Consider the following 25,745-nt stretch of genomic DNA (forward strand, 5'->3'; position numbering starts at 1 on the left):
CCAATAGCATTCAGACACGAGGATCTTACGAATGGCGTACGAACTCTATTACTGGGAAGGCCTTCAGGGACGTGGCGAATTCGTCCGGCTCGCGCTCGAAGATGCGGGCGCGGATTACGTCGATGTCGTGCGTGGCGCGAAGAAAGACGGGCAAGGCACGGGCGCGATGATGAAGATCATCGAAAGCAAAAGCGAGCCGCACATTCCCTTTGCCCCGCCGTTCCTGAAAGACGGCGAACTGATCGTGCCGCAGGTCGCGAATATCCTGTTTTACCTCGGACCCAAGCTCGGCCTCGCGCCCAAGGACGAGGGCATGCGCTATGTTGCGAACGGTCTGCAACTCACCATCGCGGACATGGTGACCGAGGTCCACGATACCCACCACCCGCTCGCCTCCGACCTTTATTACGAGGATCAACAAGACGCGGCGAAAGTGCGCGCGAAGGATTTCATCGATAACCGGATTCCGAAGTTCATCGGCTACTTCGAGCGTGTGCTCAAGCAAAATCCGCACGGCTCCAAACACATGGTCGGCGATAAAACCACCTACGTGGATCTGTCGATATTCCAGCTCGTCGAGGGCCTGCACTATGCCTTCCCGCGCGCGACGAAAAAGTTCTCGAAGCAATATCCGCACGTGCACGCACTCCACGATGCAGTGCTGGAACGCCCAAATATTTCTGCATATGTCGATTCGGAACGCCGGATTCCCTTCAATGAATCCGGCATCTTCCGTCATTACCCCGAGCTGGATCGGGACGCCGTGTAACGGACGCCGTGTAGGACGCCGTGTAGGACGTCGTGTAACGGAGCCTGAACCGGCCCTTGGATCAACGTAATCAAAAGGAGCATCAGATGGTTGAAACGATTCCCTCATTTGGACTGGGCACTTTTCGTGTGGATGCCGAAAAGACCGTGAACTCGGTCAAGAGCGCGCTGCAACTTGGCTACCGTCATATCGATACCGCGAAGTTCTACAACAACGAGGAATCCGTTGGCAAAGGCGTGCGCGATTCGGGCATTCCGCGCGAGGACATCTGGGTCACGACGAAGGTCTGGCACGACCAGCTGCGTCGTGAAGACGTAGTGAAAAGTCTGGTCGAAAGCCACAGGAAGCTAAACATCGGCACGATCGATCTCGCGCTGGTTCACTGGCCGTCGCCCGATAGCGTGGTGCCGATCGCGGAAACCATCGCCGGGTTCCAGGACGCACAAAAGCAGGGGCTGATCCGGCATTTCGGCGTATCCAACTTCACCGCGCCCTTGCTCGAAGAGGCGCTGAAGGCGCCGGGCGGCGAAGGCATCGTGACGAATCAGTTCGAGATCAGCCCGTTCCTTGCGAACCGCAAGCTCGTCGAAGCAACGCAAAAGCTCGGCGTGAAAGCGACCGCCTACATGCCGCTTGGCGAAAGCCGCGCACACAAGGACCCGACGCTCAACGAAATCGCGAAGAAACACGGCGTGACGGCCGCGCAAGTGACGTTCGCGTGGTTGTTGTCGCGGGATATCGTGGTGCTGTCGGCATCGACGAATCCGGAACATCAGCAAGTGAACTGGGACTCGCAGAAGCTCAAGCTCGACGCCGATGACATCGAGAAAATCGATGCCCTCGATGAAGGCGAACGCCACGCCAAGCCGCCCTTCGCGCCGAAGTGGTGATATAGCACTTCGACGCTGAACAGCCCGGCCCTGCGCAAGCGAGGCCGGGTTTTTTTATTGCCCCGCCCTGGGCGTTCAAGATGTCCTCATGGGCAGTCGCCGGTGATATCCTTGCCCCGCAATATCCGTCCCGATCCGCTCACACCAAGCTCACGTGCTTTCATTTCTCCTCAAGCTGCGTACCCGCGCCCAACGCCGGTTCCGTTTCTCCGAAGCCCATTCCATGCTTGTATGGGCGGTGATCGTCGGCGTGGCGGGCGCGTTCGCGACGGCGGCGTTCCGGATCGGTATCGATGAATTGCAGCGGATTTTTGGCGGCGCGAACGGCAACTTCGTGGAGATGGCGACCCGCCTGCCCTGGCCCGTGCGCGTCGCGTTGCCCGCGGCGGGTGGTCTGATTGCAGGACTGTGTCTTTTGATGGTGCGGCGGCATGCCACGACTCAGGCGCACGCCGACTACATGGAAGCGGTGACGATCGGCGATGGCGTGGTGCCGGTGTCGCAGAGCTTGTGGCGCAGCGTCTCGTCGCTCTTCACGATCGCGAGCGGCGGGTCCATCGGGCGTGAAGGTTCGATGGTGCAACTCGCTGCGCTCTGCTCATCCTTGATCGGGCAATGGGTTCACTTCGATCCCGCCCGCCTGCGCTTGCTGGTTGCATGCGGCGCAGCGGCCGGAATCACATCGGCTTATAACGCCCCCATTGCCGGCGCGTTCTTCGTGACGGAGATCGTGCTCGGTTCCATCGCGATGGAAAGCTTCGGGCCGATCGTCGTGTCGTCGGTGGTCGCAAACATCACAATGCGCGAGTTCGCGGGTTATCGGCCGCCATACGAAATGCCCGTTTTCCCGACCGTGACGGGCGTCGAAGTGCTTCTGTTCGTTGTGCTTGGATTGATCTGCGGCGTGCTTGCGCCGTATTTCCTGAGGTTGCTGTCGGCATCGAGGGAACGCTTTGCGTTGTTGCCATTGCCCGTCCCCATCCGGCTTGCGCTCGGCGGGTTGATCGTCGGCGTGATTTCCGTGTGGTATCCCGAGGTCTGGGGCAACGGTTACGAAGTCGTGAACTCGATCCTGCATCACGCCTGGACCTGGGAAGCGCTCGCCGCCGTGTTGCTGTTCAAGATCGTCGCAACCGCCGCAACCGCCGGTTCGGGCGCGGTCGGCGGGATCTTCACGCCCACGCTCTTCGTGGGGGCGGTCGTTGGCTGCCTGTTCGGACTTGCGGCGCACGCCATCTGGCCGCACTCGACATCCGCGCCATTTGCCTATGCGATGGTGGGCATGGGCGCGTTCCTCGCCGCCGCCACGCATGCACCGCTGATGGCAATCCTGATGATTTTCGAGATGACGCTGAGCTATCAGGTCATGCTGCCGCTGATGCTCTCGTGCGTGGTGGCGTTTTTCATTGCGCGGGCATCGGCGCAGACGTCAATGTACGAAGTCACGTTGCGCCGTAACCGCGATGAAAAGGAACGCCTGCGCCTTGCCGCCACACAAATGCGCGAACTTGTGAAACCCGCAGATACCGTCGTGCAACTCGATGCCGACGTGAAGGCAATGACGCGCGTGTTTCTGGAATATCCGGTGAAGTACCTTTACGTCGTCGATGCAGACGGCTTGTTTCGCGGCGTAGTCGCGCTGAAAGACATCACGTCCGACCTGCTCGATGAACGCAATACCGCCGTGAAGTCCGCGGCAGATTATTTGCAACCCCATTTCGATGTGCTGACGCCGGATATGTCTTTGGGTGTCGCCCTGCAACATTTCCTGGCATTTCAGGGCGAACGGTTGCCGGTGATCGATTGTGCGGCACGGCCGGTTTTGCTCGGCGTGGTCTACAAGACTTCGCTGCTCGATGCTTACTTCCGGCTCAACCCGTCTCCGCGCTAGATCGGGACAAACCCGCGTTGAAATTGCGCGTGGTGTGCAAAAACGCGGCGCGGAAGGCCGCTCGAAAAACCATCCTTGTTTCTAGAAGTTACTCGAAGAACGTCCGGTTGCGCCCTGCCCAGGGAGGCCGCCCGCGATACCGCAAATCGTCTGTCAATTCGCCTCGCCAACGCGGCAACCGATTGGCATAACCCTTGCTCGAATCATCGCTGATATGCTTGTACTGCCTTGATCTGATTCGTTTTGTTGTCAGGAGGGTTGGGCGATGAAAACCTCGACGGTGTTATCCATGGCGCTGGTCTCCGTGTCCTGCTACGCGGCCCCGCTCCATACGGGCGACGGTGCAGCCGACGCAGCGCGACAACAGCAAGCCATGCGTGTCGCGCTTGCTTTGCGCGCAAACGCGGCACCGGTTTCACCGCCCGCGCCCGAGATCGCCGCGCAGGAAATCGATCACGCGCGTTGGCGCCATGTGCCATTGCCGAAATCACGCTCGCCCAGTCACGGAATGGTCAGCCAGGTGGTGCAAGTTCGCACGTAGCTCAACAATACCAAGGACACAGATGACCGATACACGCATCAGCGAAGGCCTGAATTACGAACCGATCGACGATGAAATCGCCCAAGTCCTGCGCGATGTGAAATTCCCGACCAATAAGGACGGCATTGTCGACGCAGCGCGCGCGGCCGGCGTCAGCAACGACGTGATCAGCGTCTTCGACGGCTTGCCCGAGCAGGACTATGGGAATGCGGACGCCGTGGAGCAACTGCTCGGCAGCAACGGCGGCTCCGGCATATCGGTCTAAGAGCACAAGCCGTCTACGCAGACCTGACCTTCTCCGCCCCGAACACCACACGGCTGAAAAACTTCGCGAGCACGGCTTCGGACATTTCGGCGCCGCACGCTTGCGGGTCGGACGTATAAAAAAACTGCATTCCATCAATCAACGCCGTCAATCCCAGCGCCAGTTCTTCGGCGGCCATGGGCAACGGCGTGCCTGCCCGCTCGGAAAACGCAACGATATACGCCGTCGTGGTCTGCAACAGTTCCCGGATGAATGCATTGAATTGCGCGCGAAATTTCGCATCGCGGCTCGACTGCAATTTCGCTTCGACCCAAAGTAAAAAACACTTGTTGTCGCGATAGCACTCGCTGTAATACTGCAGAAGGCGCGCTTCCATGTCGGCGCGGCTGGCCTCTCCATCAAAGATGGAGTGCAGTCGCTTCATGATCACGTCGTGGTCGCGCTTGAGCAATTCAAGGAACAGCGCCGACTTGCTGCCGAAGTTCGAATAAAAAGCGCCGCGCGTATAACCGGCCGAACCGGCGATGTCCTCGACACTCGCCGCGACAAAACCCTTCTTCATGAATACCGCTTGGGCAGCGTCCATCAAACGCTCTCGAGTCTGATCGCGGCTCTGTTCCCGGGTGAGGCGAATTCGTTTCATGCGCGAAGTCTATCATCTCAAAATCTTCGATACACGCCTGATTCCAGATACAGTATTGTATTAGAATGCAACGTGTATTTCGGTTGCGATGCGCCTGACAACACATGGGCATTGGCTTTCAGGCGGTTAATCGCTGCATTCAAACCTCTTCACCATCTTGATAACGCACGGTGACTAGCTGGATCGACGCTGCGCGTTCACCGTTTTTTGCTCCGAGGTCATTCGTGATTCTGCAAGTCTGTCGTCGCATGTTCGCGCCATCATTGCCGGTCGAGGGCCGCAAGCTTTCCCTTCGTGCAGGGCTTGCCGGATTGGTCGGCGCACTTGCCGTTGTGACGCTCGCAGCGTGCGGCAAGAAGGAAGCGCCACCGGTCGTGTTACGTCCAGTAGTCGCCGTCGCGGCAGAAGCCGACACGAAGGGTTCGCAATCGTCGTTGCCTGGAACCGTTGAATCACGCTACTCCACGCCGCTTTCGTTTCGCGTTGGCGGGAAGATCATCGAGCGGCGCGTGCGCCTCGGCGATCGCGTAAAGGCCGGCGAAGTCGTGGCCCGACTCGATCCCTCCGACAACACCAAGAACGCCGCCAGCGCGGCCGCCCAGCTCTCCGCTGCGGAACACCAACTGACCTACGCTGAGCAGCAAGTCATGCGCGATCACGCGCAGGCAAAGGAAAACCTGATTTCGCGCGCGCAACTTGAACAGACTGAAAACGCTTACGCAGCGGCCCTTGCGCAGCGCAATCAGGCGCAGGCGCAAGCGGCGTTATCGCAGGATCAGTTGAAGTACACCACCCTCGTCGCCGATAAAGCCGGCGTCATCACCGCCGAACAGGCCGACACGGGGCAGAACGTATCGGCGGGACAAGCCGTCTACAACCTCGCGTGGAGCGGCGAAATCGACGTGGTGGCCGATGTGCCGGAAACGGCGCTCGCCTCGCTCAAGGTCGGGCAGAACGCCACGGTCACCATTGGCGCTTTGTTGGGCAAGAAGTTCGCTGCGCGCGTGCGCGAAGTGTCCCCCGCCGCCGATGCCCAAAGCCGCACGTATCGCGTGAGGCTCACGCTCGAAGCGCCTACGCCAGAAGTCCGGCTTGGCATGACTGCCGATGTCGCGTTCGCGCAGACAACAGCTTCGGCTTCCGGCACCCCGGCGCAGTCATTCACGCTGCCTTCCACCGCACTGTTTCATGCGGGGAAGCTTCCCGCTGTATGGATAGTCAAGGCCGACAACGCGCTCGAGCTGCGCCGCGTCGAAATCTCGCGTTATGGCGAGCGCACCGTGACCGTATCGCAAGGAATTTCGGCGGGCGATCGCGTGGTCTGGCAAGGCGTCCATACGGTTTCCGCCGGCGAAAAGGTTCGTGTGGTCGCGCCCCTGCATCCTGAAGATTTCGCGTCATGAGCGATCAGAAACGGGATCAGTCCGCGGCGGAGGCGGCTGCGGCTTCGGGCGATTATCGACATGAAGAAGGCAGATTCAATCTCTCTGCATGGGCATTGCGGCATCAGGCGCTGGTCGTATTCCTGATCGCGATGGCAACCATCTTCGGTGTCCTCGCGTACACGCGGCTCGCGCAATCCGAAGATCCGCCGTTCACCTTCCGCGTGATGGTGATCCAGACCTTCTGGCCGGGCGCAACCGCACGGCAGGTGCAGGAACAGGTCACCGACAAGATCGCGAAGAAGCTACAGGAAATGCCATCGACGGATTTCATGCGCAGCTATTCGCGGCCCGGCGAATCGCTGCTCTTCTTCTCCATGAAAGACAGCGCGCCCGCGAAGGAGGTGCCGGAAGAGTGGTATCAAATTCGCAAGAAAGTCGGCGATATCGTGTACACGTTGCCTCAGGGCGTACAAGGCCCGTTCTTCAACGATGAATTCGGCGACGTCTTCACCAACATCTATACGCTCGAAGGTGATGGATTTTCACCGGCGCAGTTACACGATTACGCCGATTCGTTGCGCACCGTTCTGTTGCGCGTCCCGGGCGTCGCAAAGGTCAATTATTTCGGCGATCAGGACGAGCGCGTCTACGTCGAGATATCGAATACGCAATTGACGCGGCTCGGCATTTCGCCGCAGCAGATTGCGCAGGCTATCGACGGACAAAACGCCGTGGCGCCCGCCGGCACGATGAACACGCCCAACGACCGCGTGTTCGTGCGCCCGAGCGGCCAGATCACCGACATGGCCGCGCTCGCCGACACGCTCATTCGCGTGAACGGACGCTCGTTCCGCCTTGGCGACATTGCGACCATCAAGCGTGGTTACATTGATCCGCCTGCCACGCAAATGCGCTCCGGCGAAAAGCCCGTGCTTGGCATCGGCATCACAATGCAGCCCGGGCAGGACGTAGTGCGTCTGGGCAAGGCGCTCGACGCGCAAGTGGCCCAGTTGCGCACGCAGCTTCCCGCCGGCCTCGTGCTCAATGAAGTGTCGAGCATGCCGCGGGCGGTATCGAAGTCTGTGGACGACTTCCTCGAAGCCGTGGCCGAGGCGGTTGTGATCGTGCTGATCGTGAGCCTGGTGTCACTCGGATTGCGCACCGGCATGGTCGTCGTGATCTCGATTCCGGTCGTGCTCGCGGTGACCGCCCTCTTCATGTATCTCTTCGATATCGGCCTGCACAAGGTTTCGCTCGGCACGCTGATTCTCGCGCTGGGCCTTCTGGTCGATGACGCCATCATCGCGGTCGAAATGATGGCCGTGAAGCTCGAACAGGGATGGAACCGTTCGCGTGCGGCCGCTTACGCATACACGAGCACGGCATTCCCGATGCTCACCGGCACGCTCGTGACCGTCGCCGGTTTCTTACCCATCGCGCTCGCCAAATCGAGCACGGGCGAATACACGCGCTCGATTTTCGAGGTGTCGGCGATTGCGCTGATTGCGTCGTGGTTCGCGGCGGTCGTGCTGATTCCGCTGCTCGGCTACAAGTTGTTGCCCGAACGCAAACGCGAGGCGCATCACGCGCACGATCATGAACACGACATCTACAACACGAAGTTCTACACCCGGCTGCGCGGATGGCTTGCGTGGTGTATCGAGCGGCGGTTTGTCGTGCTCGGTTTCACGCTGGTACTTTTTGTCATTGCAATGGCGTGTTTCTCGCTCGTGCCGCAACAATTCTTCCCGAGTTCGGACCGTTCGGAACTGCTTGTGGACGTGCGTTTGCAGGAAGGCGCGTCGTTCGAAGCCACGTTGCGCGAGACCAAACGTCTCGAGAAAGTGCTCGAAGGACGTCCGGAAATCGATCACGTAGTGAACTTCGTTGGCACGGGCGCACCGCGTTTTTACCTCCCGCTCGACCAGCAATTGCCGCAGCCCAACTTCGCGCAATTCGTGATCACGGTGAAGTCCGTGGAAGATCGCGAGAAACTTGCCAGTTGGCTCGGACCTGTTTTGCGCGAGCAGTTTTCATCGATACGAACGCGGTTGTCGCGACTCGAAAACGGTCCGCCGGTTGGTTACCCGGTGCAATTCCGCGTGAGCGGCGACGACCTGCCGACCGTGCGCGGTATCGCGGAAAAGGTCTTTGCGGAAATGCGCAACGACAGCGGCACGACGAACGTTCAATACGACTGGGACGAACCATCGGAGCGTTCGGTGCGCTTTGAGATCGACCAGAAGAAGGCGCGTGAACTGGGCGTCACCTCGCAGGACGTGTCCAACTTCCTCGCGATGCAATTCACCGGTTATACGGTCACGCAATATCGTTTGCGCGACAAGCTGATCAGCGTCGACCTGCGCGCGCCGCAACGCGAACGCGTCGATCCGGCGAAACTCGCCACCCTCGCCATGCCCACGCCGAACGGTCCAGTGCCGCTTGGGACCATTGGACACGTGGTGAACGATCTGGAATACGGCGTGATCTGGGAACGCGATCGCCAGCCCACCATCACCGTGCAATCCGATGTACGCGCGGGCGCGCAAGGCATCGACGTGACGCATGCAATCGAGAAAAAACTCGATACATTGCGCGCGAGTCTGCCGGTCGGTTACCGGATCGAAGTCGGCGGCCCGGTGGAGGAAAGCGGCAAGGGGCAGACGTCCATCAACGCGCAAATGCCCATCATGGCGATCGTTGTGCTGACACTCCTGATGATTCAGTTGCAGAGCTTCGCGCGCGTGATGATGGTCGTGCTGACCGCGCCGCTCGGCTTGATTGGCGTGGTGATCGCGCTGCTGCTTTTCAACAAGCCGTTTGGTTTTGTCGCCATGCTCGGCGTGATCGCGATGTTCGGGATCATCATGCGCAATTCGGTCATTCTCGTGGACCAGATCGAGCAGGACATTGCCGCGGGGCATCCCCGTTTCGACGCCATTGTCGGTGCGACGGTGCGGCGCTTCCGTCCGATCACACTCACCGCAGCAGCAGCCGTCCTCGCGCTGATCCCGCTCTTGCGCAGCAACTTCTTCGGCCCGATGGCCACCGCGCTGATGGGCGGCATCACGAGCGCGACCGTGCTTACGCTCTTCTACTTGCCGGCTTTGTATGCGGCATCGTTCAAGGTGAAGCGCCACGAGCGCGCGGGCTATGAAGATCCGGGTATGCCGAATGCCCACAACGGAGGCCAGTCATGATGCGCTTATCCCTGACTGCGCTTGGCATCGCAACTACCTTGTCCGCGTGTTCGTTCGGGCCGGACGGAACGCCGCCCATGTTGCCCCCCGTCCCGCATTACGGGGTGACTGCGCCGCCCCTGCGCACCGTGGCGGCCGAGGGTGTATCGCAGACCTTCGATGCCAACGCAAAACCCGTCCCCGACTGGTGGAAGCTCTACAAATCCGACGCGCTGAATGCACTCGTCGATGAAGGCCTGCGCAACAGCCCAAGTCTCGCCGCTGCGGACAAAAGCCTCGTCGCCGCCCGCGAACAACTGCGGGCGCAAGTTGGCTCGTCGATGTTGCCGAGCATCGACGTGGGCGGACAGGCAAACCGCGAACGTGCTGTCGGCGTGCCGAATTTCGGGCCGCCGACGGTCCTCTATAACCTCTTTGTCGGCCAGATCCGCGCACAGTACACGTTCGACTTGTTCGGTGCGGCGCGGCTCGCCGACCGCGCGCTGGCGGCGCAAGTGGACAGCCAGACCTGGCAATTCGATGCCGCCCGCCGTGCGCTGGCGGCGAACATCGTGACAGGTGCCATCAGCGCCGCCGCGTTGCGCGCACAGATCGATACGACCGAGCGCCTCGTCGTTCTCGCCGATGAAGACGCGCGCGACACGCAGCGCCGCTATGAACTCGGCTCGGCGTCGCGCTCGGACGCGCTCAATGCACAATCGGGCGCGGCATCGCTTGCTGCTTCCCTTCCCGGCCTGCGCGCCCAATGGCTCTCGACGCGTCATGCGCTCGCCGTACTGCTCGGCCGCACGCCCGATCAGGCGCCTTCCGATCTCGACCTGACGGCGCTGACGGTGCCGCCGAACGTGCCAGTCGTGGTGCCGTCGGATCTGCTGGCGAGCCGGCCCGACATCCAGGCCGCCGACGCCTTGCTCAAAGCCGCGGCCGCGCAGGTCGGCGTGGCGACAGCGCAGATGTATCCGAGCTTGTCTCTGTCGGCGCAAATGGGGAAAGCCGGGTTCAGCTGGCCGACCGCGCTCTCCGGCGCGGGCGCCATCTGGGGAATCGGCGCCTCGCTTTCGCAACCGCTCTTTCACGGCGGCGCACTGCTCGCGCAAAAGCGCGCGGCGCAGGCGAGCTACGAGGCCGCGGTTTCGCAGTACAAGCAAACCGTGCTGACGGCTTTCCGCAACGTCGCCGATTCGCTTGCGGCGCTCGAACAGGACAACCAGGCACTGAATTTCGCCGATACCGCCAGCCGCACGTCCATGAGCGTCTTCACGGATTCGGCGGCGCGCGCGCGGCTCGGCGCGATTCCGCCGTCGTCGGTGCGGGCAAGCGAGCGGCAATACCGGAATGCACGGCTCGACGCAATCCGTTATGAAAGCGCCCGTCTCACCGATACCGCGCTGCTATTCCAGGCAATGGGTTCGCCGAACGGCAGTGTGGCGAGTGTGGCTGCTGCGGACGCCGCCAGGTGATCGGATAAGTTCGCGGCGACCCAGCGGGAAGCTCGAGAATCGAAGCGATGAATACGACGGTTTTTCACGATTCCTGCCTCGCCAGCAAAACCGTTCACTATTCAGATAAATCGTGTTATCTCGGGCTGGCATTTGCCATAGGCTTGCGTACTTTCGTGCAATCTGAGGAAATGCCATGTCTCGCCCACCGATCCGCGACGTCTTTCGACTCGCTCATTTGGGACTGGAAAAAGTCGCGCTGGCGTGTGCTGCCTTCAGTTTGATGCACGCAACTGCTCGCGCGGATGAATCGGCTCCGCCTGAGCCCGTGACCGTCGACCAATGGGCCGCGCAGTCGGGTGCGCAATCTGTCGGCCAGCGTGTCGGACGCGACGTCCGCGAAGACCCGTGGGCAAATCCGGCGGCAGCCCGTCTTGCTCACGACGACCCGTGGAGCGCGCCTTCGGCCAATCAGGGCAAATTAGGCGAGCAACTGCACGTGGCTACGCCCGCGCCCCAGACAACGGCCGCAGCAACCCAAACGTTGCAACGCCCGCAACCCTCCAGCGCGCTCGTAATGGACAGCTCGGACTGGAATGAAATGCCGCGCGGACGCTCGCCCGGGTTGATCGCCAGCAACAACGCGTGGCGCAAACGCATCGTGCCCGAGTCTGCCGAAGCAGTTGAACGCGGCGTTGCGGCGCACGATCAGCGTACTCAGCCAGCAGCGGTTTTAAAACTCGACAGCGGCTTGCAACTCGATCCATGGAGCGCGCCCACAGCCTCCTCCAAAGGTGCCGATAACGCCGCTGACTGGAAGAACCTCAACTTGGCGTCGGCCCATCAGCCGCGGACCTGCGACCGCGACTGGAGCATTTTCTCCGGCGCGGCTTGCGTGGACTCGAAGAACCCTGCCGACCCGGTCAAGGACAATCTGAAATCAAAGCCGCTTCCCGGCGCGCAGTCATCGAGGCTCGAAGAGACGGGCAACGGCGCAATATTTCGCCAGTCGCGCATGTTGACCGCTGCAATGGCAAGCGGCGATACCCCACGCAGCAGTATTGCCATAACGCCGGACGGTCGCTGGCGCGCGCCGCTCGTTCTCGAAGCCGCGGCGCGAAAGTAAGCGCTTAGCCGCCGACTTCGACCCGATTGCGGCCATCGCGTTTTGCACGATACAACGCCAGATCAGCCGCTTCGATCAGTTGCTTCACGTTCTCGCCCTGTTGCGGCACTTGCGTCACGCCGCCCACGCTGATCGTCACGCACTTGGCAAACGAGCCGGTATGCGGCACGGCAAGCTCCTCGACGGCTAAGCGAATCTTGTCGCCGAGAATGCGCAATCCCGCCGCCGACGTAGACGGCAACACCACCGCGAACTCCTCGCCGCCAAAACGCGCGGCCAGATCCGCGGGACGGTTCAGGCACGATTCGATCGCCCGCGCGACAAGCTTCAGCACGTCGTCGCCGGCAACGTGGCCGTAGGTATCGTTGTAGGACTTGAAGTTGTCCACGTCGATCATCAGGAAACCCAGCGTCGACTTGTCGCGCGCGGCGCGTTTCCACTCGGCGCTCAGATAGTCGTCAAGACAGCGACGGTTCGACAAACCCGTCAGTCCGTCCGAATTTGTCAGCCGCTGCAACTCCAGATTCGTTTCCAGCAGCTTCTGCTGCGACTGGCGCAACGCGCGATACGCTTCGTCGCGCTGCACGAGATTCAGGTATGAGCGCGAGTGGTATCGAATCCGCGCGATCAGTTCGATGCTGTCCGGCAGCTTCACCAGATAATCGTTGGCGCCGGCTGCGAACGCCGCGCTCTTGATCCGCGGCTCCTCCTTGGTCGACAAAACGATGATCGGGATATCGCGCGTTGCCTCGTGCTCCCGGTACTGCCGCACGAGCGTCAAGCCATCCACGCCAGGCATCACGAGATCCTGCAGGATGACGGTCGGCCGCGTGGCTTGAGCCATGCGCAACGCATCCTCGGGATTCGCGCAGTAATGGAAGTCGAGCCTGGCCTCGTCAACCAGCATGCGGCGCACGGCTTCCGCCACAATAGTCTGGTCGTCGACGAGCAGCACCATGACCGCGCTCTGCGCGGCGCTCGGCATGTTCAGCGCATCGTCAAGCAGGCCGGCGGCGAGCTGGGCTGCGGCCGAAGTGTCCTCGGCGGAGCCGCCCGGCGCCCCCTCCCGGCTCTCCAACTCACGTCGGGCGCGCTCTGCCAGCGGGTCTGCGTTTCGATGTTCCATGACTGTCCTGTGTGATCCTGAATACTCAATCGGTTTTCAAGCGCGAGCTCAAACGCCTCGCTTGCGCGACGATGCAAACGCGCTGACCACGGCGTTCGCGATGTTCTGAAGCGGCAGGATGGAAACGGCCGCGTTGATTGCGGCGGCCGCTTTCGGCATGCCATATACAGCGCACGTCGCCTCGTCCTGCGCGATCGTGTGATACCCCTTGGCGCGCATTGCGGCCAGTCCCGCGGCGCCGTCGCGGCCCATTCCGGTCAAGAGCACGCCAACCGCATTGGCGCTCCAGCGCGCAACCACGCTGTTGAAAAATACATCGATGGAAGGCCGGTACGGCGTCGAAACCGGGTCTTCCGTGTAAGCAAGCCGGTTACCTGCGCCGAAATGCAGATGGTCGTTCGTCGCGGCCAGCAGCACCTGTCCCGGCTCCGGGCGGTCGCCCTCGCGGGCGACGCGTACCGGCAACTTCGACTGCGCGTTCAGCCAATCGGCCATGCCGACAGCAAACGCCTGATCCACATGTTGCACGATCACCGTTGCGGGCGTGAAATCCGCGGGCAATGCAGCGAGCAAGATGGCAAGCGCACCAGGGCCGCCAGCCGACGCGCCGATCGCGAGCAAATCCGTGCCGGATGTAATACGCGGCGCGGTGTCGAACGGATTCGCCGCCGCCTTCGCGCGCTGCCGCGCTCCGACCTGGTCAATCTTCGCAATCAACGCAGCAATCCCTCGTTTGGCATCGGGGCCGGCGAGCGCGGGCGTGTCGACGGCATCGAGCGCGCCCGCCCCCATTGCCTCGTACACGCGCCACGCGTTCGCGCCCACGTCCACCGTCACGATCAGGATCGCGCATGGCGCCTGGCGCATGATGCGGCGCGTGGCTTCCGTGCCGTCCACATGCGGCATCACGAGATCCATCAGCACGACATCAGGCTTCTGCGCTACACAGTAATCCACGGCTTGCCCACCGTCCGTTGCGACCCAGATCACATCGAAATCATGCCGGGTCGCCAGCGCCGAGCGCATGGCTTCCACCGCAAGCGGCATGTCGTTCACTATTCCGATCTTCATTGCCGGCCCCCTGGTCTCTCGTTTTTTATGAATGAACTACTACGACTGCGCCTCGCCGATCAGGTCACGCACGGCATCGAGCAAGGTTTGATCGTGAAAACTGCCCTTCGCCAGATAATAATCCGCGCCGGCGTCGAGCCCCCGCTGCCGGTCTTCCGCGCGATCCTTGTACGACACGATCATGACCGGCGTGTCGCGCAGATGCGGATCGCGCCGGATCAGCGCCACGAGCTCGATGCCATCGAGCCGCGGCATGTCGATGTCCGTGATCACCAGGTCGAAACGATCCCCGCGTACCGCGTTCCAGCCGTCCATGCCGTCGACGGCAATGGTGACGTCGTAACCCCGGCCGGCAAGCAGCTTGCGTTCGAGTTCCCGCACGGTCAGCGAGTCATCGACCACGAGGACGCGCTTTTTCGGCGTGGCGACCGCGCGCGTCGTGCCCGGTGACACGCGGCCGAGTTCGCCATCGACGACGAGTTTTTCCACTGCGCGCAGCCAGTCGTCGAGATCGGCGATCAGGAGCGGATCGCCGTTTTCCATCAGCGCGCCCGCCGCGATGCTCGGGACCTTGCCGAGGCGCTTGTCGAGCGGTTGCACGACCAGCATGCGCTCACCCAGGAACCGGTCGACCACCACGCCGTAACTCGCCGCGCCCTGCCCGATCACGACCACGTTGAGCGTCTCGCTGACCGTGTTGAACGTGCCGGAGCGCAGGATCTGGTGCGCCGTGACAATGCCCAGGCGCCGTCCCTCGAACTCGAAATGCTGATGGCCTTCGAGCATGTCGATCGACGCACGCGGCAGCACGAGTGTGCGCACGACGTGCGCGAGCGGCAGGCCGTAGGGTTCGCCATCGACTTCCACGATCAGGCTGCGGATCACGGACAAAGTGAGCGGCAATTGCATCGTGAAGCGCGTGCCGGCGAGTTCTTCCTGCGTGACGCGCAAGGTTCCACGGACCTGGCGCACGACGTCGTGGACTGCGTCGAGGCCGACGCCGCGGCCGGAGACGTCGGTGACGGTATCGCGCATCGAAAAGCCGGGAAGGAACAGGAATTCGAGCAATTCCGCTTCCGATAAACGCGCGGCCGTCGCTTCATTCGACAGACGTTTTTGCACGATCGCCCGGCGCAGCGCGGGCAGATCGACGCCGCCACCGTCATCGCTCACGCTGATGAAAAGCGATCCCGCGCTGTGGCGCGCTTCGAGCGTGATCGTGCCCTCGGGCGGCTTGCCGAGTGCGCGGCGCAGCGACGGCGCCTCGATGCCATGATCCACGGCGTTGCGCAGCAAATGGCCGAGCGGCGCTTCGAGCATGTCGAGGATATCGCGGTCCACTTCGGTCGCTTCACCGGCGATCACGAAGCGCACCTGTTTGTCGAGCGAACGCGCGATGTCGCGGACCATGCGCGCAAAACCGCCAGTGGCATCGACGAAAGGACGCATCCGGCATTCGAGCGCTTCGTCGTAGAGTTGCTGCGAAAGATGCGTCGTGCGCCTGTCGTAGTTTTCGAGTTCGGCCAGACGTTCGCCGAGCTGACGTTGCGCTTCGGCGTTGAGGCGGCGGATTTCGTCGAGCGCGGCGAGCGTGCGGACATCGAGTGCGGCGGTCGATGTGACGGCTGAAGCAGCATGCGTGCTCCGCGACGATTCCGTCAGCGATTCATGCAGGAAATCGAGCGCGCGGCTGGCGTCGCGCTGGATGCGCTTCACGCGCAGCATGGATTGTGCAAACGGTTTGAGCCAGCGCGATTCGACCAGCGATTCGCCGGAATGGCTGAGCAGGCGATCGAGGGTATCGGTGCGAACGCGCAGCATGCGCGTCGATTCGCGTTGTTCGGCGGGCGACCAGACGGGTAGCGGGCGCGCAGGTTCGGGCGCCGGCGCCGGCGTCTCTTCCGGCAACGGCGCGGCAAGCGTCAATTCCTTCGATAAATCGAAAAAATCATCGGAAACCGAGTGCTTCAGTGAAGGCTCACCGTTCATCCGCGCATTCAGTTCGTCGACAAACGCATCGGCATCGGCCTGGGGCACGGTTTCGTCGCCGGACGCCTGGCCAATGCGCACGATCAGATCGACGCCTGCCAGCAGCACATCGATCATGGCGGCATCCACGTTCACGCGGCCCTGCTGCGCGCCGACGAAACAATCCTCCATCACGTGCGCGAGGCTCACGCCGACCGGCACACCGACGATCCGCGCCGCGCCTTTCAGCGAATGCGCGGCGCGCATGCAGGCTTCGAGCGTGACCGGATCGCGCGGCGCGCGTTCGAGCGCGAGCAGTCCATCGCTCAGGATCTGCGCTTGCGTGCGCGCTTCCTCGCGGAACAGGTCGACGAGCGAGGCGCCGCTCATGTCAGGCTCCGGTTCAGGGTTTCGAATAGTTTGGCGGCATCGAGCAGACCGACCGTCACGCCTTTCCACGCCGTCACGGCGATAGCGTGCGAAGCCGACATGCTTGCAATCGTCGCGGGCACTTCCTGGAAATCGGCGCGGGCAAATCGATGCACGCCATCGACGGCATCGACCGGAAACACGATCGGGTTCGCAAAGTCACCCCGCGGCGTGCCATCGGCCGCGGGTTCGACGACCAGCAGGCGCGCGAGATCACGCGCATCCACGACTTGCTGCGCGGCGTCGCGCCGGCCGTCCTGCGCAAACTCCGATGCAATCCCGAAGAGCCGCGCAAGCGACGCGCAGACCAGCAACGCCCCGCGGATGTTCACCACGCCGAGCACCGCACGATGACGCCGGTGCGGCAGCGAATGGATCGGCCTCAATTGCGCGACTTGCTGAAAGATTGCCGTAGGCAGGCCGAGCCATTCTTCGCCGATACGGAACACGAGCCATGAGGTGGTATCGGCTTCGCGGGTGGCGCGCTCGGTAAGCGCATGGAGCGGCGGGTGTTCGACGTTGGTATCGACGGCCTGCTCGCGGTCGAGCACGCGCGCGGCGGCTGCATCGTGCACCGGGCAATTGCGGCAATGGATATAGCCGGCAAGACGCGGACACGAGCCGTCGCCACGCACGCCAATACGATTCCAGCAATCATCGATCGGGGCGCTTTGGGTCAGATCCAGCAGTTCACTCATCGCGTCCTCCTGAAACGCGACCCGCACGCGCCGCGCGTGCCAGCAGCAGTTGTGCGCCCGTGCGATCGCCTTCCAGTCCCAGCACTGCAGCCAGATGCGTCAACGCTTCGCCATGTTCAGGATCGAGATACAGCGCGCGCTTGTAGTGGCCGCGTGCTTCGGTTTGCGCACCCTGTGCGTCGGCGATGACGCCCAGCAGGTAATACGCGTCCGCGCTCGACGGATTGGCCGCGAGATACGCGCGCGCGGCAGCGGCGGCTTCAGGCAACGATCCGGAGTTTGCGAGCGAGTGAGCTTGTAAAAGCGTGCCTTGATGTCCGGGTGCCGGGCTTGCCGGTGCCTGCGGATCGCTCCTCGCGGCGGGCACTGACGCCGGGCGGCCCGCATTCGTCTGGTATCCGCCCAGCAACGAACCCGCACGCGATGCAAACGCGTTCGCCGCCGCCAGACTGGCACTCGCCGAAGCACCCCGTGACGCGACTTGACGCGCCGCAATCCCCATGTCCTCTTCCGCTTTCGCGATGGCCGAATACAACGCCTGCGTCTTCACGTCTTTCAGGCGTGCATCGTCGATCGATGTCCGGCCGTGTTCGGGCCGCCGGAATGCAAACGCCAGCGCGAGTTTTGCGGACGTCATGCCTTCACGCATCATCAGCCCGGTTTCCGCCGGCCCGACAAACAGTGTCGCGCCCGGCGCAAGCAGATCGTCGAGCACGCGCACGGCGGTGCGTTGCATTTCGCGATCGAAGTAGATGAGGACATTGCGGCAAAACACGAAATCGTACGGCTCGAACGCCTGGGTTTCGAGCGTGAGCAGGTTCGCCTGCCGAAAGCGCACGCGCTCGGCGACATCGGGCGAAAGGCGCCAGTGATCGCCCGACGGCTTGAAATGGCGGTCACGAAATCCGAGCGCACGGCTTCGGAACGCGTTGCTGCCGTAGCGCGCCTGGCGGGCGATATCGAGGGCGTGATTGCTGATATCGATGGCGTCGATGGAGAAACGCTCCGGCGCAATCCCCGCGTCGAGCATCGCCATGGCAATGGTGTACGCCTCTTCGCCCGTCGAGCACGGCATGCTGAGAATGCGCACCGGCTTGATCGGTTGATCGGCAAGCCGCGTTCGTGCAAGTGTCACAAGCGCGTTGAACGCCTCGCTGTCGCGGAAGAACCAGGTCTCGGGCACGACCACCGCCTCGATCAGCGCCTGCAACTGCTGCGGCACGCCGTTCACGGCAACCCAGAAATCGTCGATATTCAGCGCATTGGCCGACGTTGCCGCGTTCGAAGCGCGCCATGCGGCATACCGGTCCGCGACGGCGCGCTCGATGGCGTTATCGCCGATAGAGGCCGCATCCAGCCCGATCGTCCTGTGCAGTAACGCCGCGAAGCGCGCGACCTGCGCACGGGGAAGCGGCTCGCGCACGCTTTCGTGAAGCGCATCGAGCGCGCGGCGGGTTTGGCTTGCGACGAGGCCGTGCTTCATGCCGCACTTTCGGTGAAGAGTTGCGCCTGGACCTGCTCGGGCAACAGATGTTCGATGCGAACCCACTGCACGAGGCCTTCCGCGTCCCGTGCGAGCGGCCCGAGATAGCGCGCCTCTGCTGCTTCGATACCCGCGTGACTGAACGCGCTCGTATCGAGGGAAAGCGTGCGGGTCGCGCGTTCCAGCAGGATTCCAAGCCTTCGCGGCTCCACGCCCGCACCGATCTTGTGCGGGTAATACACCAGCGCAAGCCGCGTTGACAGCCGTTCATGCGAGCGGCGCCCGAGCGCGAGCGCCGCCAGATCGATGACCGGCACTGGCGCGCCCTCGCACTCGAAAATACCGGCCACCCATGCGGGTACGCCCGGCATGATCTTGAGCGGCGCAAGCGGCAACATGCGCTCGATCTGCGAACTGTCGAGAACGTAGCGGTCTTGATCGAGGGTGAACTGGACGAAGAGCATGATTTACCAGGTCGTCAGACCGTCGCGACCTTGAAACGCGATACACCCGTGCGCAGGCCGTTGGCGGTGTGCGTAAGGTCGTCGATGGCTTGCGTCGACTGCCGCAGCGACTCGGCCGTCTGCTGCGCTGCCTCGGACAACTGCGCGAGCGCCTGCGTGATCTGGTCGGCGCCGGTCGCCTGCGTCTGCATGCCTTCGTTGACCATCACGAAGCGCGGCGCGAGCGTCTGAACCTGCATGATGATCTGCGACAACTGGCCGCCGACCTGCTGGACATCGGTCATGCCGCGCCGCACTTCCTCGGAGAACTTGTCCATGCCCATCACGCCGGCGGCAACCGCTGACTGGATCTCCTTCACCATCTGTTCGATATCGAAAGTCGCAACCGCCGTCTGGTCCGCAAGACGGCGGATTTCGGTCGCGACCACCGCGAAACCGCGCCCGTATTCGCCTGCCTTCTCCGCTTCGATAGCCGCGTTCAGCGACAACAGGTTGGTCTGGTCGGCGACCTTCGTGATGGTGGCGACCACCTGGTTGATGTTGCTCGCGCGCTCATTGAGAATCGCGAGCTTGCCGTTCACCGAGCCGGCCGCTTCCATCACGAGACGCATGGTGTCTTCCATGCGCGTCAAGCCGATCTGGCCTGTGCCGGCCAGTTGCGCAGACTGTTCCGCGACGCCGGAGACTTCGTTCATCGTGCGAACGAGATCGCGTGAGGTCGCAAAGATTTCCCGCGATGTCGCGCCGATTTCCGTGGTCGTCGCGGCCGTTTCGCTCGCCGTGGCTTGCTGTTCGCGCGCGGTCGCGGCGATCTCGGCCACCGATGTCGTCACCTGGACCGCCGACTTCTGCGCCTGGCCGACCAGACCCGTCAGTTCGTCAGTCATGCGGTTGAAGCCCGTGCCGAGCGTGCCGAACTCGTCGCCGCGATCGAGCTGCAGGCGCTGTGAAAGATCGCCGGTACGCATTGCGTCGACGACTTCGACCAGACGCTGCATCGGGATGGTGATGGCCCTGAGCAGCAGGAAACCCGCCCAGGCCGCCACGACGAACGTCACGAGCAGCACGACCAGCAACGTGATCTCGGCTTTCGTGACCGATTGCCGGATGCTCTGCGCCGACTTGATCTGCTGCGCGTTGTTCAACTCGACCAGTTCGCGGATGGCAGTCCGGCCTGCTTCCCAGATCGGCGTGAGTTGCGTATTGAACGCCGTCGCGGCCGTGGCCTTCGATGTCGCCAGGTCCGTCAGGATCTGCGCCTGGACCGGCGCATAAAGCGTGCGTTGCTGCTTGAAATCGTTGAAGATCCGGCGATCGTCGTCGTCGAAAATCGTGGCCGCGTATTTGTCCATCAACTTGTCGAGCGATTCCTTCGTTTCCGCCGCACGCTGCGTGTCGCGCCTGATCTGGTCTGGCTCGGTATCGATATAAATCAGGCGCTGCGTCACCGTGTAGTTCTCGAACCAGGACGCGCGGATCGTCGTCGCGAGATACACGCCCGGCGAGGAATCGGCTTCCTGGCTGTGCGCGTCGCGATCGATGTCGCTGAACAACGCGTATGACACCACTGCCATCACCAGCATCAACGCCAGGATCACGCCAAAGCTCGCAAGGATTCGATTTCGAATGGTCAACTGCTTCACGCATGAACCTTTTCAGTAATGGGTGGGACGCGCGCACAAAGGCAACGGACGTGGAACGCCGGCGCAATTTTAAGACGGAAAACAAAATAACTTGCGGATTGATACGGGGATTTGTCGGTTATCTGCTACCAACGTCGAAATGCAGTTTTTTTGCAGCAAAAATTACTTCCGTATGCTCGACAAAACTTATGCACAGAAATTGGGGACCACCCTGTTGACAACGTTCTGACAAACGCCGGAGGACATTGATCGCAAACGGTTTTCATGCATCGCTTCAAAGTGGTCGAAGCGGATTGGCAGTTCAAGAAGTTGTGCACACAATCTGTTGATGGCCCTGTGGACAAGCATGAGCTAATGTCCGCAAGCGGTTGATTGTGTTGGGAAAGAGTCTGCCGATTCGTTTTGACACACGATGACGGTGCTGGAGGAGCACATCAAACAACGTGCAACTTATCCCCAGAAATTGTGAGCAGGCTTGTTGATAAGTACGGGATTTGAAACCTAACTTGCTGTTGCAGCACGAATTAATGGGCATGACTCGGAATGCTCTTTCCGGTGCAACGGCCTGCGTTCAGCGAAGACCGCCGGCCGGACGCTTCGGCTTCGTGACCGGCAGCGGACCCGTGCGACGAACCTCCCCGCGAATGCGGGAAAGCAGATCGTCGGCTTGGTATCGTGCGTCGGCGGAAAGCCGGTCGGCGACGGCGTCGAATGCCGCGTCAATGCGCAGCAGCACGGCTTCGGCCTGCCCGCGTTTCAGGCCCAGTCGCTCGCCGTACGCCACGAGCTGTTCGGACACGGGAAACACCTTGGACTTGTTCAGATTCAACGCCATGCGGCCATCGAGCGACGGGTAGATGCCCGTGCAGACCACGTCGTAAATAGGTGAGAGCCGGCGGGGTCCGGTCGGATCGGAATACAGGATGCCGATGTTTTTCATATGTGCGTCCCCGTCGCGAAGAAAGCACGACAGCGCCACGCGCTCGAACAGCCGGATTGCTTGCGCGCGAAAATCCACGCCCGTGTAGACCTCGACGGCGCGCGCGATCATCTCGTAACTGCCGCGATATTTTTCGTTGCCGGTCAGCACGCTCATGTCTTCGAACCCGAGCGCCTCGCCCTCGGGCGTGCGGTCGAAGCGGGCCATGACAAAGAGCAAACCATCGTCGGACAGCCAGAAATCAGGCACCTCGAAGCCCGCTTCCCGCGCCACCGACATGCACAAGTACTCGTTGCGCGCGATGCCCGGATAGTCGTCTCCCTCCGACTTCACGATCACCGTCTTGAGCGGCAACGTCGCATGGGAATCGATGTTGGCAGGCTCGGGCCCCGTTGGAACAAGCGGTACGACCGTCTTCGGCTGCACGCCCGAGATGCCCGAGCCGAGTGCATATTTGCTCACGAGCCGCTCGAACAGTTGCCCCGATGGCGAAGACAGCAATTCGTCCAGCCGCTCGCCCTCGCCTTCCGGCACCGCCTCTCCGCGCAGCGCATAGGTCAGCCGTCCAATCTGGTTCCGGCCGGCGAGAAACAGCAGGAACATGTCACTCGGCGTGCCGAAACGAGCCAGCCGTTCTTCGATGATGTAGCGCAAGTACCCTTCCGGCCGGTTCATCGCGAAGACATTCATCAACGCGCCGCTGCTATAGCTTTTGCGGCGAACCGGCATGGTCAGCGAGACGGCGGCACTCGCCGCGACATCGGCGTAATTGAACACAAACGTGCTCTCCTTCGCCAGCAATCCGGCGACGCCTTGCGGCGTATGGACATCGAGTTGACGGATGCTATTGAAGAGCTTTTCGATGTCGAAAGCTTGCGCAGGCGCGCTCATTCCTCCTCCCGGAAAAAGAAATCGAGATCCTCGTAGACCACGGTGTCTTTCGGACGCAAGGTCAGGTTGTAACCCAGCGCGTTCGCCATTCTGCAGAATTCATGCAGCCCGACGTTCTGCGCGGTTTCTGCGTTCGTGATCGTGCGCCGGGACACGCCCGCACGGTCCGCAAGGGCCTGCTGATTCATGCGGAGCTCGCGTCGAAGCGCACGAAGTTCGGCAGCCACTCGCTCTGTGTTACTGATAAGGTCGGGTTTTTTGCGCGTCATAATGCTCAAATATAGGCTTTATTATATTTTTGAGCAAGATTCTACGCATTTTATCGGCTTTCTTATGACGCAAGAATATCCGCAGTGCTCTGAGCGTTATTTTGCGCGTTTAAAACAAAAAAGCGGAAAATGCGCACTTTAATGCGCACTTGCCGCTTATAGACTCCGACAAACTGCTTCGAATCAACTCCCCCGATACGCCGCCGCGCTGGCCGGCGTCGGCGCAACCGGCTGCGGCTTGCCGCTCTTGGCCTTCGCGGCCGTCGGAGCCGAGGCGGCCGCCGGATTCGACACCCCGGGCTCCATATATCCCGGCGCGCCCTTCGCCTTCTGCTTCTGCCCGGGCGGTGGCGCCGACGGCGCCTGACGCATGTCCGCCAGCATCTGCGTACACGGCAGCGGCTGGTTGTTGCTCGGCGCAATCAAGGGAATCAGCGCGGCAAACGGATTCAACAGTCCGAGCCCGACCGCCGCTGCGCCGCGCGCCGCCAGCGCACCCGCATCAACGCCCACGTGCGGGTCCTTGAACGTACCCTTCACATACAGCGGGGAGCGCAGAGAAAACACCCGGAACCCTTTCGTGTGCGGATGGATGCCCAGATTCATCTCCTCGGTCTTGAGGTTGATGGTCCCGTCCATGTTAATGACGGCGTCGTCGGTATCGAGGGCGAACACGCGTGACTCGAGCACGCCGTTGGTCGCCACGAAATCGGCGGCGGCGCAGTTGATCTTCACGTCGCGCTTGCCGAACAGCTTTTCGTACACCGCGTTGGCTACGTTCAGACCCGCCGCTTCCATATACAGACGGCTGACGGTGCCATCGGTGATGAGCGTTTTCACTTCGCCATTCATCGTGCCGGCGAGCGCGGCCGGAGAATTGCCGGTTGCGGACAACGCGGCATCGCCGTTCACCTCGCCCAAGGCGGATTGCATCGTCTTGACGGTCGGCAGGAGTTGCTTGAGTTTGAGATGCCGTGCCGAAGTCGAGAACCGGCCCTTCAGCGGTGCAGTACTGCCATCGAGGTGAATGTCTGACGACAATGTACCGCCCGCGACACCGAACTTCAGCGGCTCGAACGAGAGCACGCCATCCTTCATCACAACGTGCGTGTAGAGGTCCGAGATCGGCAACGCCGGGTCCTTGACGATCTTGCGGCCGGTGAACTTTACGTCGGCGTCGACGGCCTTCCATCGATCAGTCTTGAACTCTTCAGTTGGCAACGCTCTTGCCGAAGGCTGTTTCTCCGTTTCGCCGCGCTTGGCTTTGCTTGCATTGGAATCGGCGCCGACGATCGGCGCGAGATCCGAAAACTGCAGCAGATTCGATACAAGTTCGCCCGACAGCAACGGCCGCGGCTTGCGCCCCACGAACGTCAGCGAACCGTTCAGGTCGCTGCCGCCCACACGACCGGTGAAGTTCTCGTACTTGAAGACGTTCCCTTCCTCGCGGAACTGGCCGACAAGCCGTCCTTCAGTGGCGTACGGCGGCGTAGTCGGCAGTGTCACGCCGACAATCGGATACAGATGATCCAGGCTCACGCCCTGCAGCCACAGGCGCAGATCGAGCGCGGCCAGATGCGCCGGGTCAGTCACCGTCCCAACAAACGCAATATGCGTATCGCCGATACGAACATCCGCCTGTACCGGGAACGGCCGCATGGCGTCCTGCAACGCAAACACGCCGCCCACTTTGCCGTCGCCGGAAACAGCCACGTTGTTGTACTTGCCCTTCACCGACCAGCCGATGCCATAAGGGGGCACGGGCGGTTTCGGCGCGTTCTTGGTCGTGATGCTGTTGTTGGCGGAAACGCTCGCCGGATTGGGCGCGCTTGCGTTCGCCGCGGCCGCTGCAGAAGCCGCCGATGCCGCCGCCGCTTCCGAAGCCGCTGCTTTGTCGACTTGCTGGTTGAGCTTGCTCGCCCCGCTCTTGCCGACCTGCTCCGCCGACGATTTCTGCGATGCCGCTTCCTGCTGCTTCATCACGTCGCCGATAGGAACCATCTGCCCCAGCGTATTCACGACCGCCTGCATGTCGGCTTTCGTGATTTCATCGGCGTAAGCGATATTGCCTTTATTTAGCGCGATGTCATGCAACTGCAAGTTCCACGTCGATGGTTCCGTGGATTGCTTGAACTTGAACGTCCAGTTGTTGCGGTTATCTTTCAGGCGTTCGAGATCGACCGACGGGTTCACCAGATTGATCGATGGAATCACGATATTGCGCGCAAGCAGCGGCAGGATCTCGACCTGGAAGTCGATCTCGTCGAGGGTGGCGAAATACTTTTGCTTGGTCCAGTCCGGATTGGCGACGGTGATTTTTTCGGCTGAAAAACGGGGCCACGGAACCCATCGGCGCCAGCCGGTTTCGTTTGGCGGGCGTTGCCAGCCCACTTTCAGATCGCCGGTAATCTGGAACTCCCGGCCGATCGCCTGCGAGACCTTGTCATCGATCCACGGTCGCGCGCGATTCCAGTCGAAGGTCAGGAACACGATCACGAGCACGGCGATCACCACGATCAGAACCGCAACGATCCAACCGACTATTTTTCCGATTTTCCGGCCAATTGCCATCGTGGCATCCTCGTTTTTCTCTTGAATAACGGGGTCAGCACGT

General features: G+C 61.8%; 20 protein-coding genes. 9 read left to right on the plus strand and 11 right to left on the minus strand.

What is annotated here, in order from left to right:
- Positions 1–31: 31 nt before the first annotated feature.
- The 5 genes from HB633_RS12000 to HB633_RS12020 all read left to right on the plus strand — a co-directional run bounded on the left by HB633_RS12000 (position 32) and on the right by HB633_RS12020 (position 4,356).
- Positions 32–769 (plus strand): glutathione S-transferase, encoded by a 738-nt coding sequence (locus HB633_RS12000; RefSeq protein WP_213778333.1) that lies wholly within the window; start codon positions 32–34, stop codon positions 767–769.
- Positions 770–855: 86 nt separating this feature from the next.
- Entirely contained in the window at positions 856–1,659 is an 804-nt protein-coding gene (locus HB633_RS12005; protein ID WP_213778334.1) for an aldo/keto reductase, read from the plus strand.
- Between the two features lie 154 nt (positions 1,660–1,813).
- Positions 1,814–3,550 carry a ClcB-like voltage-gated chloride channel protein gene (locus tag HB633_RS12010; RefSeq protein WP_213778335.1) on the plus strand — a complete coding sequence of 579 codons (1,737 nt, stop codon included), beginning with the start codon at positions 1,814–1,816 and terminating at the stop codon, positions 3,548–3,550.
- Positions 3,551–3,815: 265 nt separating this feature from the next.
- Entirely contained in the window at positions 3,816–4,091 is a 276-nt protein-coding gene (locus HB633_RS12015) for a hypothetical protein (protein WP_213778336.1), read from the plus strand.
- Positions 4,092–4,113: 22 nt separating this feature from the next.
- Positions 4,114–4,356 (plus strand): DUF2795 domain-containing protein, encoded by a 243-nt coding sequence (locus tag HB633_RS12020; protein ID WP_213778337.1) that lies wholly within the window; start codon positions 4,114–4,116, stop codon positions 4,354–4,356.
- Between the two features lie 13 nt (positions 4,357–4,369).
- On the opposite strand, the gene HB633_RS12025 is transcribed toward HB633_RS12020, so the two are convergent.
- On the minus strand, positions 4,370–4,999 hold the full coding sequence (locus tag HB633_RS12025; protein ID WP_213778338.1) for a TetR/AcrR family transcriptional regulator: 630 nt from the start codon (positions 4,997–4,999) through the stop codon (positions 4,370–4,372).
- 224 nt (positions 5,000–5,223) lie between these two features.
- Between HB633_RS12025 and HB633_RS12030 the strand changes: the two genes are divergently transcribed.
- The 4 genes from HB633_RS12030 to HB633_RS12045 all read left to right on the plus strand — a co-directional run bounded on the left by HB633_RS12030 (position 5,224) and on the right by HB633_RS12045 (position 12,149).
- A complete protein-coding gene (locus tag HB633_RS12030) occupies positions 5,224–6,402 on the plus strand; it encodes an efflux RND transporter periplasmic adaptor subunit (protein WP_346730303.1) in 1,179 nt (392 codons plus the stop codon).
- The gene (locus tag HB633_RS12035) at positions 6,399–9,584 is read left to right on the plus strand and encodes an efflux RND transporter permease subunit (protein WP_213778339.1); all 3,186 of its coding nucleotides are present in this window, start codon (positions 6,399–6,401) and stop codon (positions 9,582–9,584) included. Before HB633_RS12030 ends, HB633_RS12035 begins: the two co-directional genes overlap by 4 nt.
- Positions 9,581–11,044, plus strand: coding sequence for an efflux transporter outer membrane subunit (locus tag HB633_RS12040; RefSeq protein ID WP_255580894.1), 1,464 nt, complete (start codon positions 9,581–9,583; stop codon positions 11,042–11,044). The genes HB633_RS12035 and HB633_RS12040 overlap by 4 nt, the downstream gene beginning before the upstream one ends.
- A gap of 175 nt (positions 11,045–11,219) precedes the next feature.
- Complete coding sequence (locus HB633_RS12045; RefSeq protein ID WP_213778340.1) at positions 11,220–12,149, plus strand: hypothetical protein; 930 nt, start codon at positions 11,220–11,222, stop codon at positions 12,147–12,149.
- A gap of 4 nt (positions 12,150–12,153) precedes the next feature.
- On the opposite strand, the gene HB633_RS12050 is transcribed toward HB633_RS12045, so the two are convergent.
- From HB633_RS12050 to HB633_RS12095, 10 genes are all read right to left on the minus strand, one after another.
- The gene (locus HB633_RS12050; RefSeq protein ID WP_255580920.1) at positions 12,154–13,134 is read right to left on the minus strand and encodes a diguanylate cyclase; all 981 of its coding nucleotides are present in this window, start codon (positions 13,132–13,134) and stop codon (positions 12,154–12,156) included.
- A 189-nt stretch (positions 13,135–13,323) separates the two neighbouring features.
- Positions 13,324–14,346: a chemotaxis response regulator protein-glutamate methylesterase gene (locus HB633_RS12055; protein WP_213778342.1), complete on the minus strand. Its 1,023-nt coding sequence runs from the start codon at positions 14,344–14,346 to the stop codon at positions 13,324–13,326.
- A 39-nt stretch (positions 14,347–14,385) separates the two neighbouring features.
- A complete protein-coding gene (locus HB633_RS12060; RefSeq protein WP_213778343.1) occupies positions 14,386–16,704 on the minus strand; it encodes a hybrid sensor histidine kinase/response regulator in 2,319 nt (772 codons plus the stop codon).
- The gene (locus HB633_RS12065; RefSeq protein ID WP_213778344.1) at positions 16,701–17,441 is read right to left on the minus strand and encodes a chemotaxis protein CheW; all 741 of its coding nucleotides are present in this window, start codon (positions 17,439–17,441) and stop codon (positions 16,701–16,703) included. Before HB633_RS12065 ends, HB633_RS12060 begins: the two co-directional genes overlap by 4 nt.
- Positions 17,434–18,924: a CheR family methyltransferase gene (locus tag HB633_RS12070; RefSeq protein WP_213778345.1), complete on the minus strand. Its 1,491-nt coding sequence runs from the start codon at positions 18,922–18,924 to the stop codon at positions 17,434–17,436. Before HB633_RS12070 ends, HB633_RS12065 begins: the two co-directional genes overlap by 8 nt.
- Complete coding sequence (locus tag HB633_RS12075; RefSeq protein WP_213778346.1) at positions 18,921–19,388, minus strand: chemotaxis protein CheW; 468 nt, start codon at positions 19,386–19,388, stop codon at positions 18,921–18,923. Before HB633_RS12075 ends, HB633_RS12070 begins: the two co-directional genes overlap by 4 nt.
- Positions 19,389–19,402: 14 nt before the next feature.
- Entirely contained in the window at positions 19,403–21,031 is a 1,629-nt protein-coding gene (locus HB633_RS12080) for a methyl-accepting chemotaxis protein (protein ID WP_213778347.1), read from the minus strand.
- Positions 21,032–21,602: 571 nt separating this feature from the next.
- Entirely contained in the window at positions 21,603–22,862 is a 1,260-nt protein-coding gene (locus HB633_RS12085) for a type II toxin-antitoxin system HipA family toxin (RefSeq protein WP_213778348.1), read from the minus strand.
- The gene (locus tag HB633_RS12090; RefSeq protein ID WP_213778349.1) at positions 22,859–23,131 is read right to left on the minus strand and encodes a helix-turn-helix transcriptional regulator; all 273 of its coding nucleotides are present in this window, start codon (positions 23,129–23,131) and stop codon (positions 22,859–22,861) included. Before HB633_RS12090 ends, HB633_RS12085 begins: the two co-directional genes overlap by 4 nt.
- A 183-nt stretch (positions 23,132–23,314) precedes the next feature.
- Positions 23,315–25,702 carry an AsmA family protein gene (locus HB633_RS12095; RefSeq protein ID WP_213778350.1) on the minus strand — a complete coding sequence of 796 codons (2,388 nt, stop codon included), beginning with the start codon at positions 25,700–25,702 and terminating at the stop codon, positions 23,315–23,317.
- Between the last annotated feature and the right edge of the window lie 43 nt (positions 25,703–25,745).

Source organism: Caballeronia sp. dw_276 (assembly GCF_018449635.1).
In the GTDB taxonomy this organism is placed as follows: domain Bacteria; phylum Pseudomonadota; class Gammaproteobacteria; order Burkholderiales; family Burkholderiaceae; genus Caballeronia.

What these genes read in the sequence shown, in the direction of transcription:
- HB633_RS12000 (WP_213778333.1), top strand. Translation starts at nt 32, where the DNA reads ATGGCGTACGAACTCTATTACTGGGAAGGCCTTCAGGGACGTGGCGAA.
- HB633_RS12005 (WP_213778334.1), top strand. Translation starts at nt 856, where the DNA reads ATGGTTGAAACGATTCCCTCATTTGGACTGGGCACTTTTCGTGTGGAT.
- HB633_RS12015 (WP_213778336.1), top strand. Translation starts at nt 3,816, where the DNA reads ATGAAAACCTCGACGGTGTTATCCATGGCGCTGGTCTCCGTGTCCTGC.
- HB633_RS12020 (WP_213778337.1), top strand. Translation starts at nt 4,114, where the DNA reads ATGACCGATACACGCATCAGCGAAGGCCTGAATTACGAACCGATCGAC.
- HB633_RS12025 (WP_213778338.1), bottom strand. Translation starts at nt 4,999, where the DNA reads ATGAAACGAATTCGCCTCACCCGGGAACAGAGCCGCGATCAGACTCGA.
- HB633_RS12035 (WP_213778339.1), top strand. Translation starts at nt 6,399, where the DNA reads ATGAGCGATCAGAAACGGGATCAGTCCGCGGCGGAGGCGGCTGCGGCT.
- HB633_RS12040 (WP_255580894.1), top strand. Translation starts at nt 9,581, where the DNA reads ATGATGCGCTTATCCCTGACTGCGCTTGGCATCGCAACTACCTTGTCC.
- HB633_RS12045 (WP_213778340.1), top strand. Translation starts at nt 11,220, where the DNA reads ATGTCTCGCCCACCGATCCGCGACGTCTTTCGACTCGCTCATTTGGGA.
- HB633_RS12050 (WP_255580920.1), bottom strand. Translation starts at nt 13,134, where the DNA reads ATGCCGAGCGCCGCGCAGAGCGCGGTCATGGTGCTGCTCGTCGACGAC.
- HB633_RS12055 (WP_213778342.1), bottom strand. Translation starts at nt 14,346, where the DNA reads ATGAAGATCGGAATAGTGAACGACATGCCGCTTGCGGTGGAAGCCATG.
- HB633_RS12060 (WP_213778343.1), bottom strand. Translation starts at nt 16,704, where the DNA reads ATGAGCGGCGCCTCGCTCGTCGACCTGTTCCGCGAGGAAGCGCGCACG.
- HB633_RS12065 (WP_213778344.1), bottom strand. Translation starts at nt 17,441, where the DNA reads ATGAGTGAACTGCTGGATCTGACCCAAAGCGCCCCGATCGATGATTGC.
- HB633_RS12070 (WP_213778345.1), bottom strand. Translation starts at nt 18,924, where the DNA reads ATGAAGCACGGCCTCGTCGCAAGCCAAACCCGCCGCGCGCTCGATGCG.
- HB633_RS12075 (WP_213778346.1), bottom strand. Translation starts at nt 19,388, where the DNA reads ATGCTCTTCGTCCAGTTCACCCTCGATCAAGACCGCTACGTTCTCGAC.
- HB633_RS12085 (WP_213778348.1), bottom strand. Translation starts at nt 22,862, where the DNA reads ATGAGCGCGCCTGCGCAAGCTTTCGACATCGAAAAGCTCTTCAATAGC.
- HB633_RS12090 (WP_213778349.1), bottom strand. Translation starts at nt 23,131, where the DNA reads ATGACGCGCAAAAAACCCGACCTTATCAGTAACACAGAGCGAGTGGCT.
- HB633_RS12095 (WP_213778350.1), bottom strand. Translation starts at nt 25,702, where the DNA reads ATGGCAATTGGCCGGAAAATCGGAAAAATAGTCGGTTGGATCGTTGCG.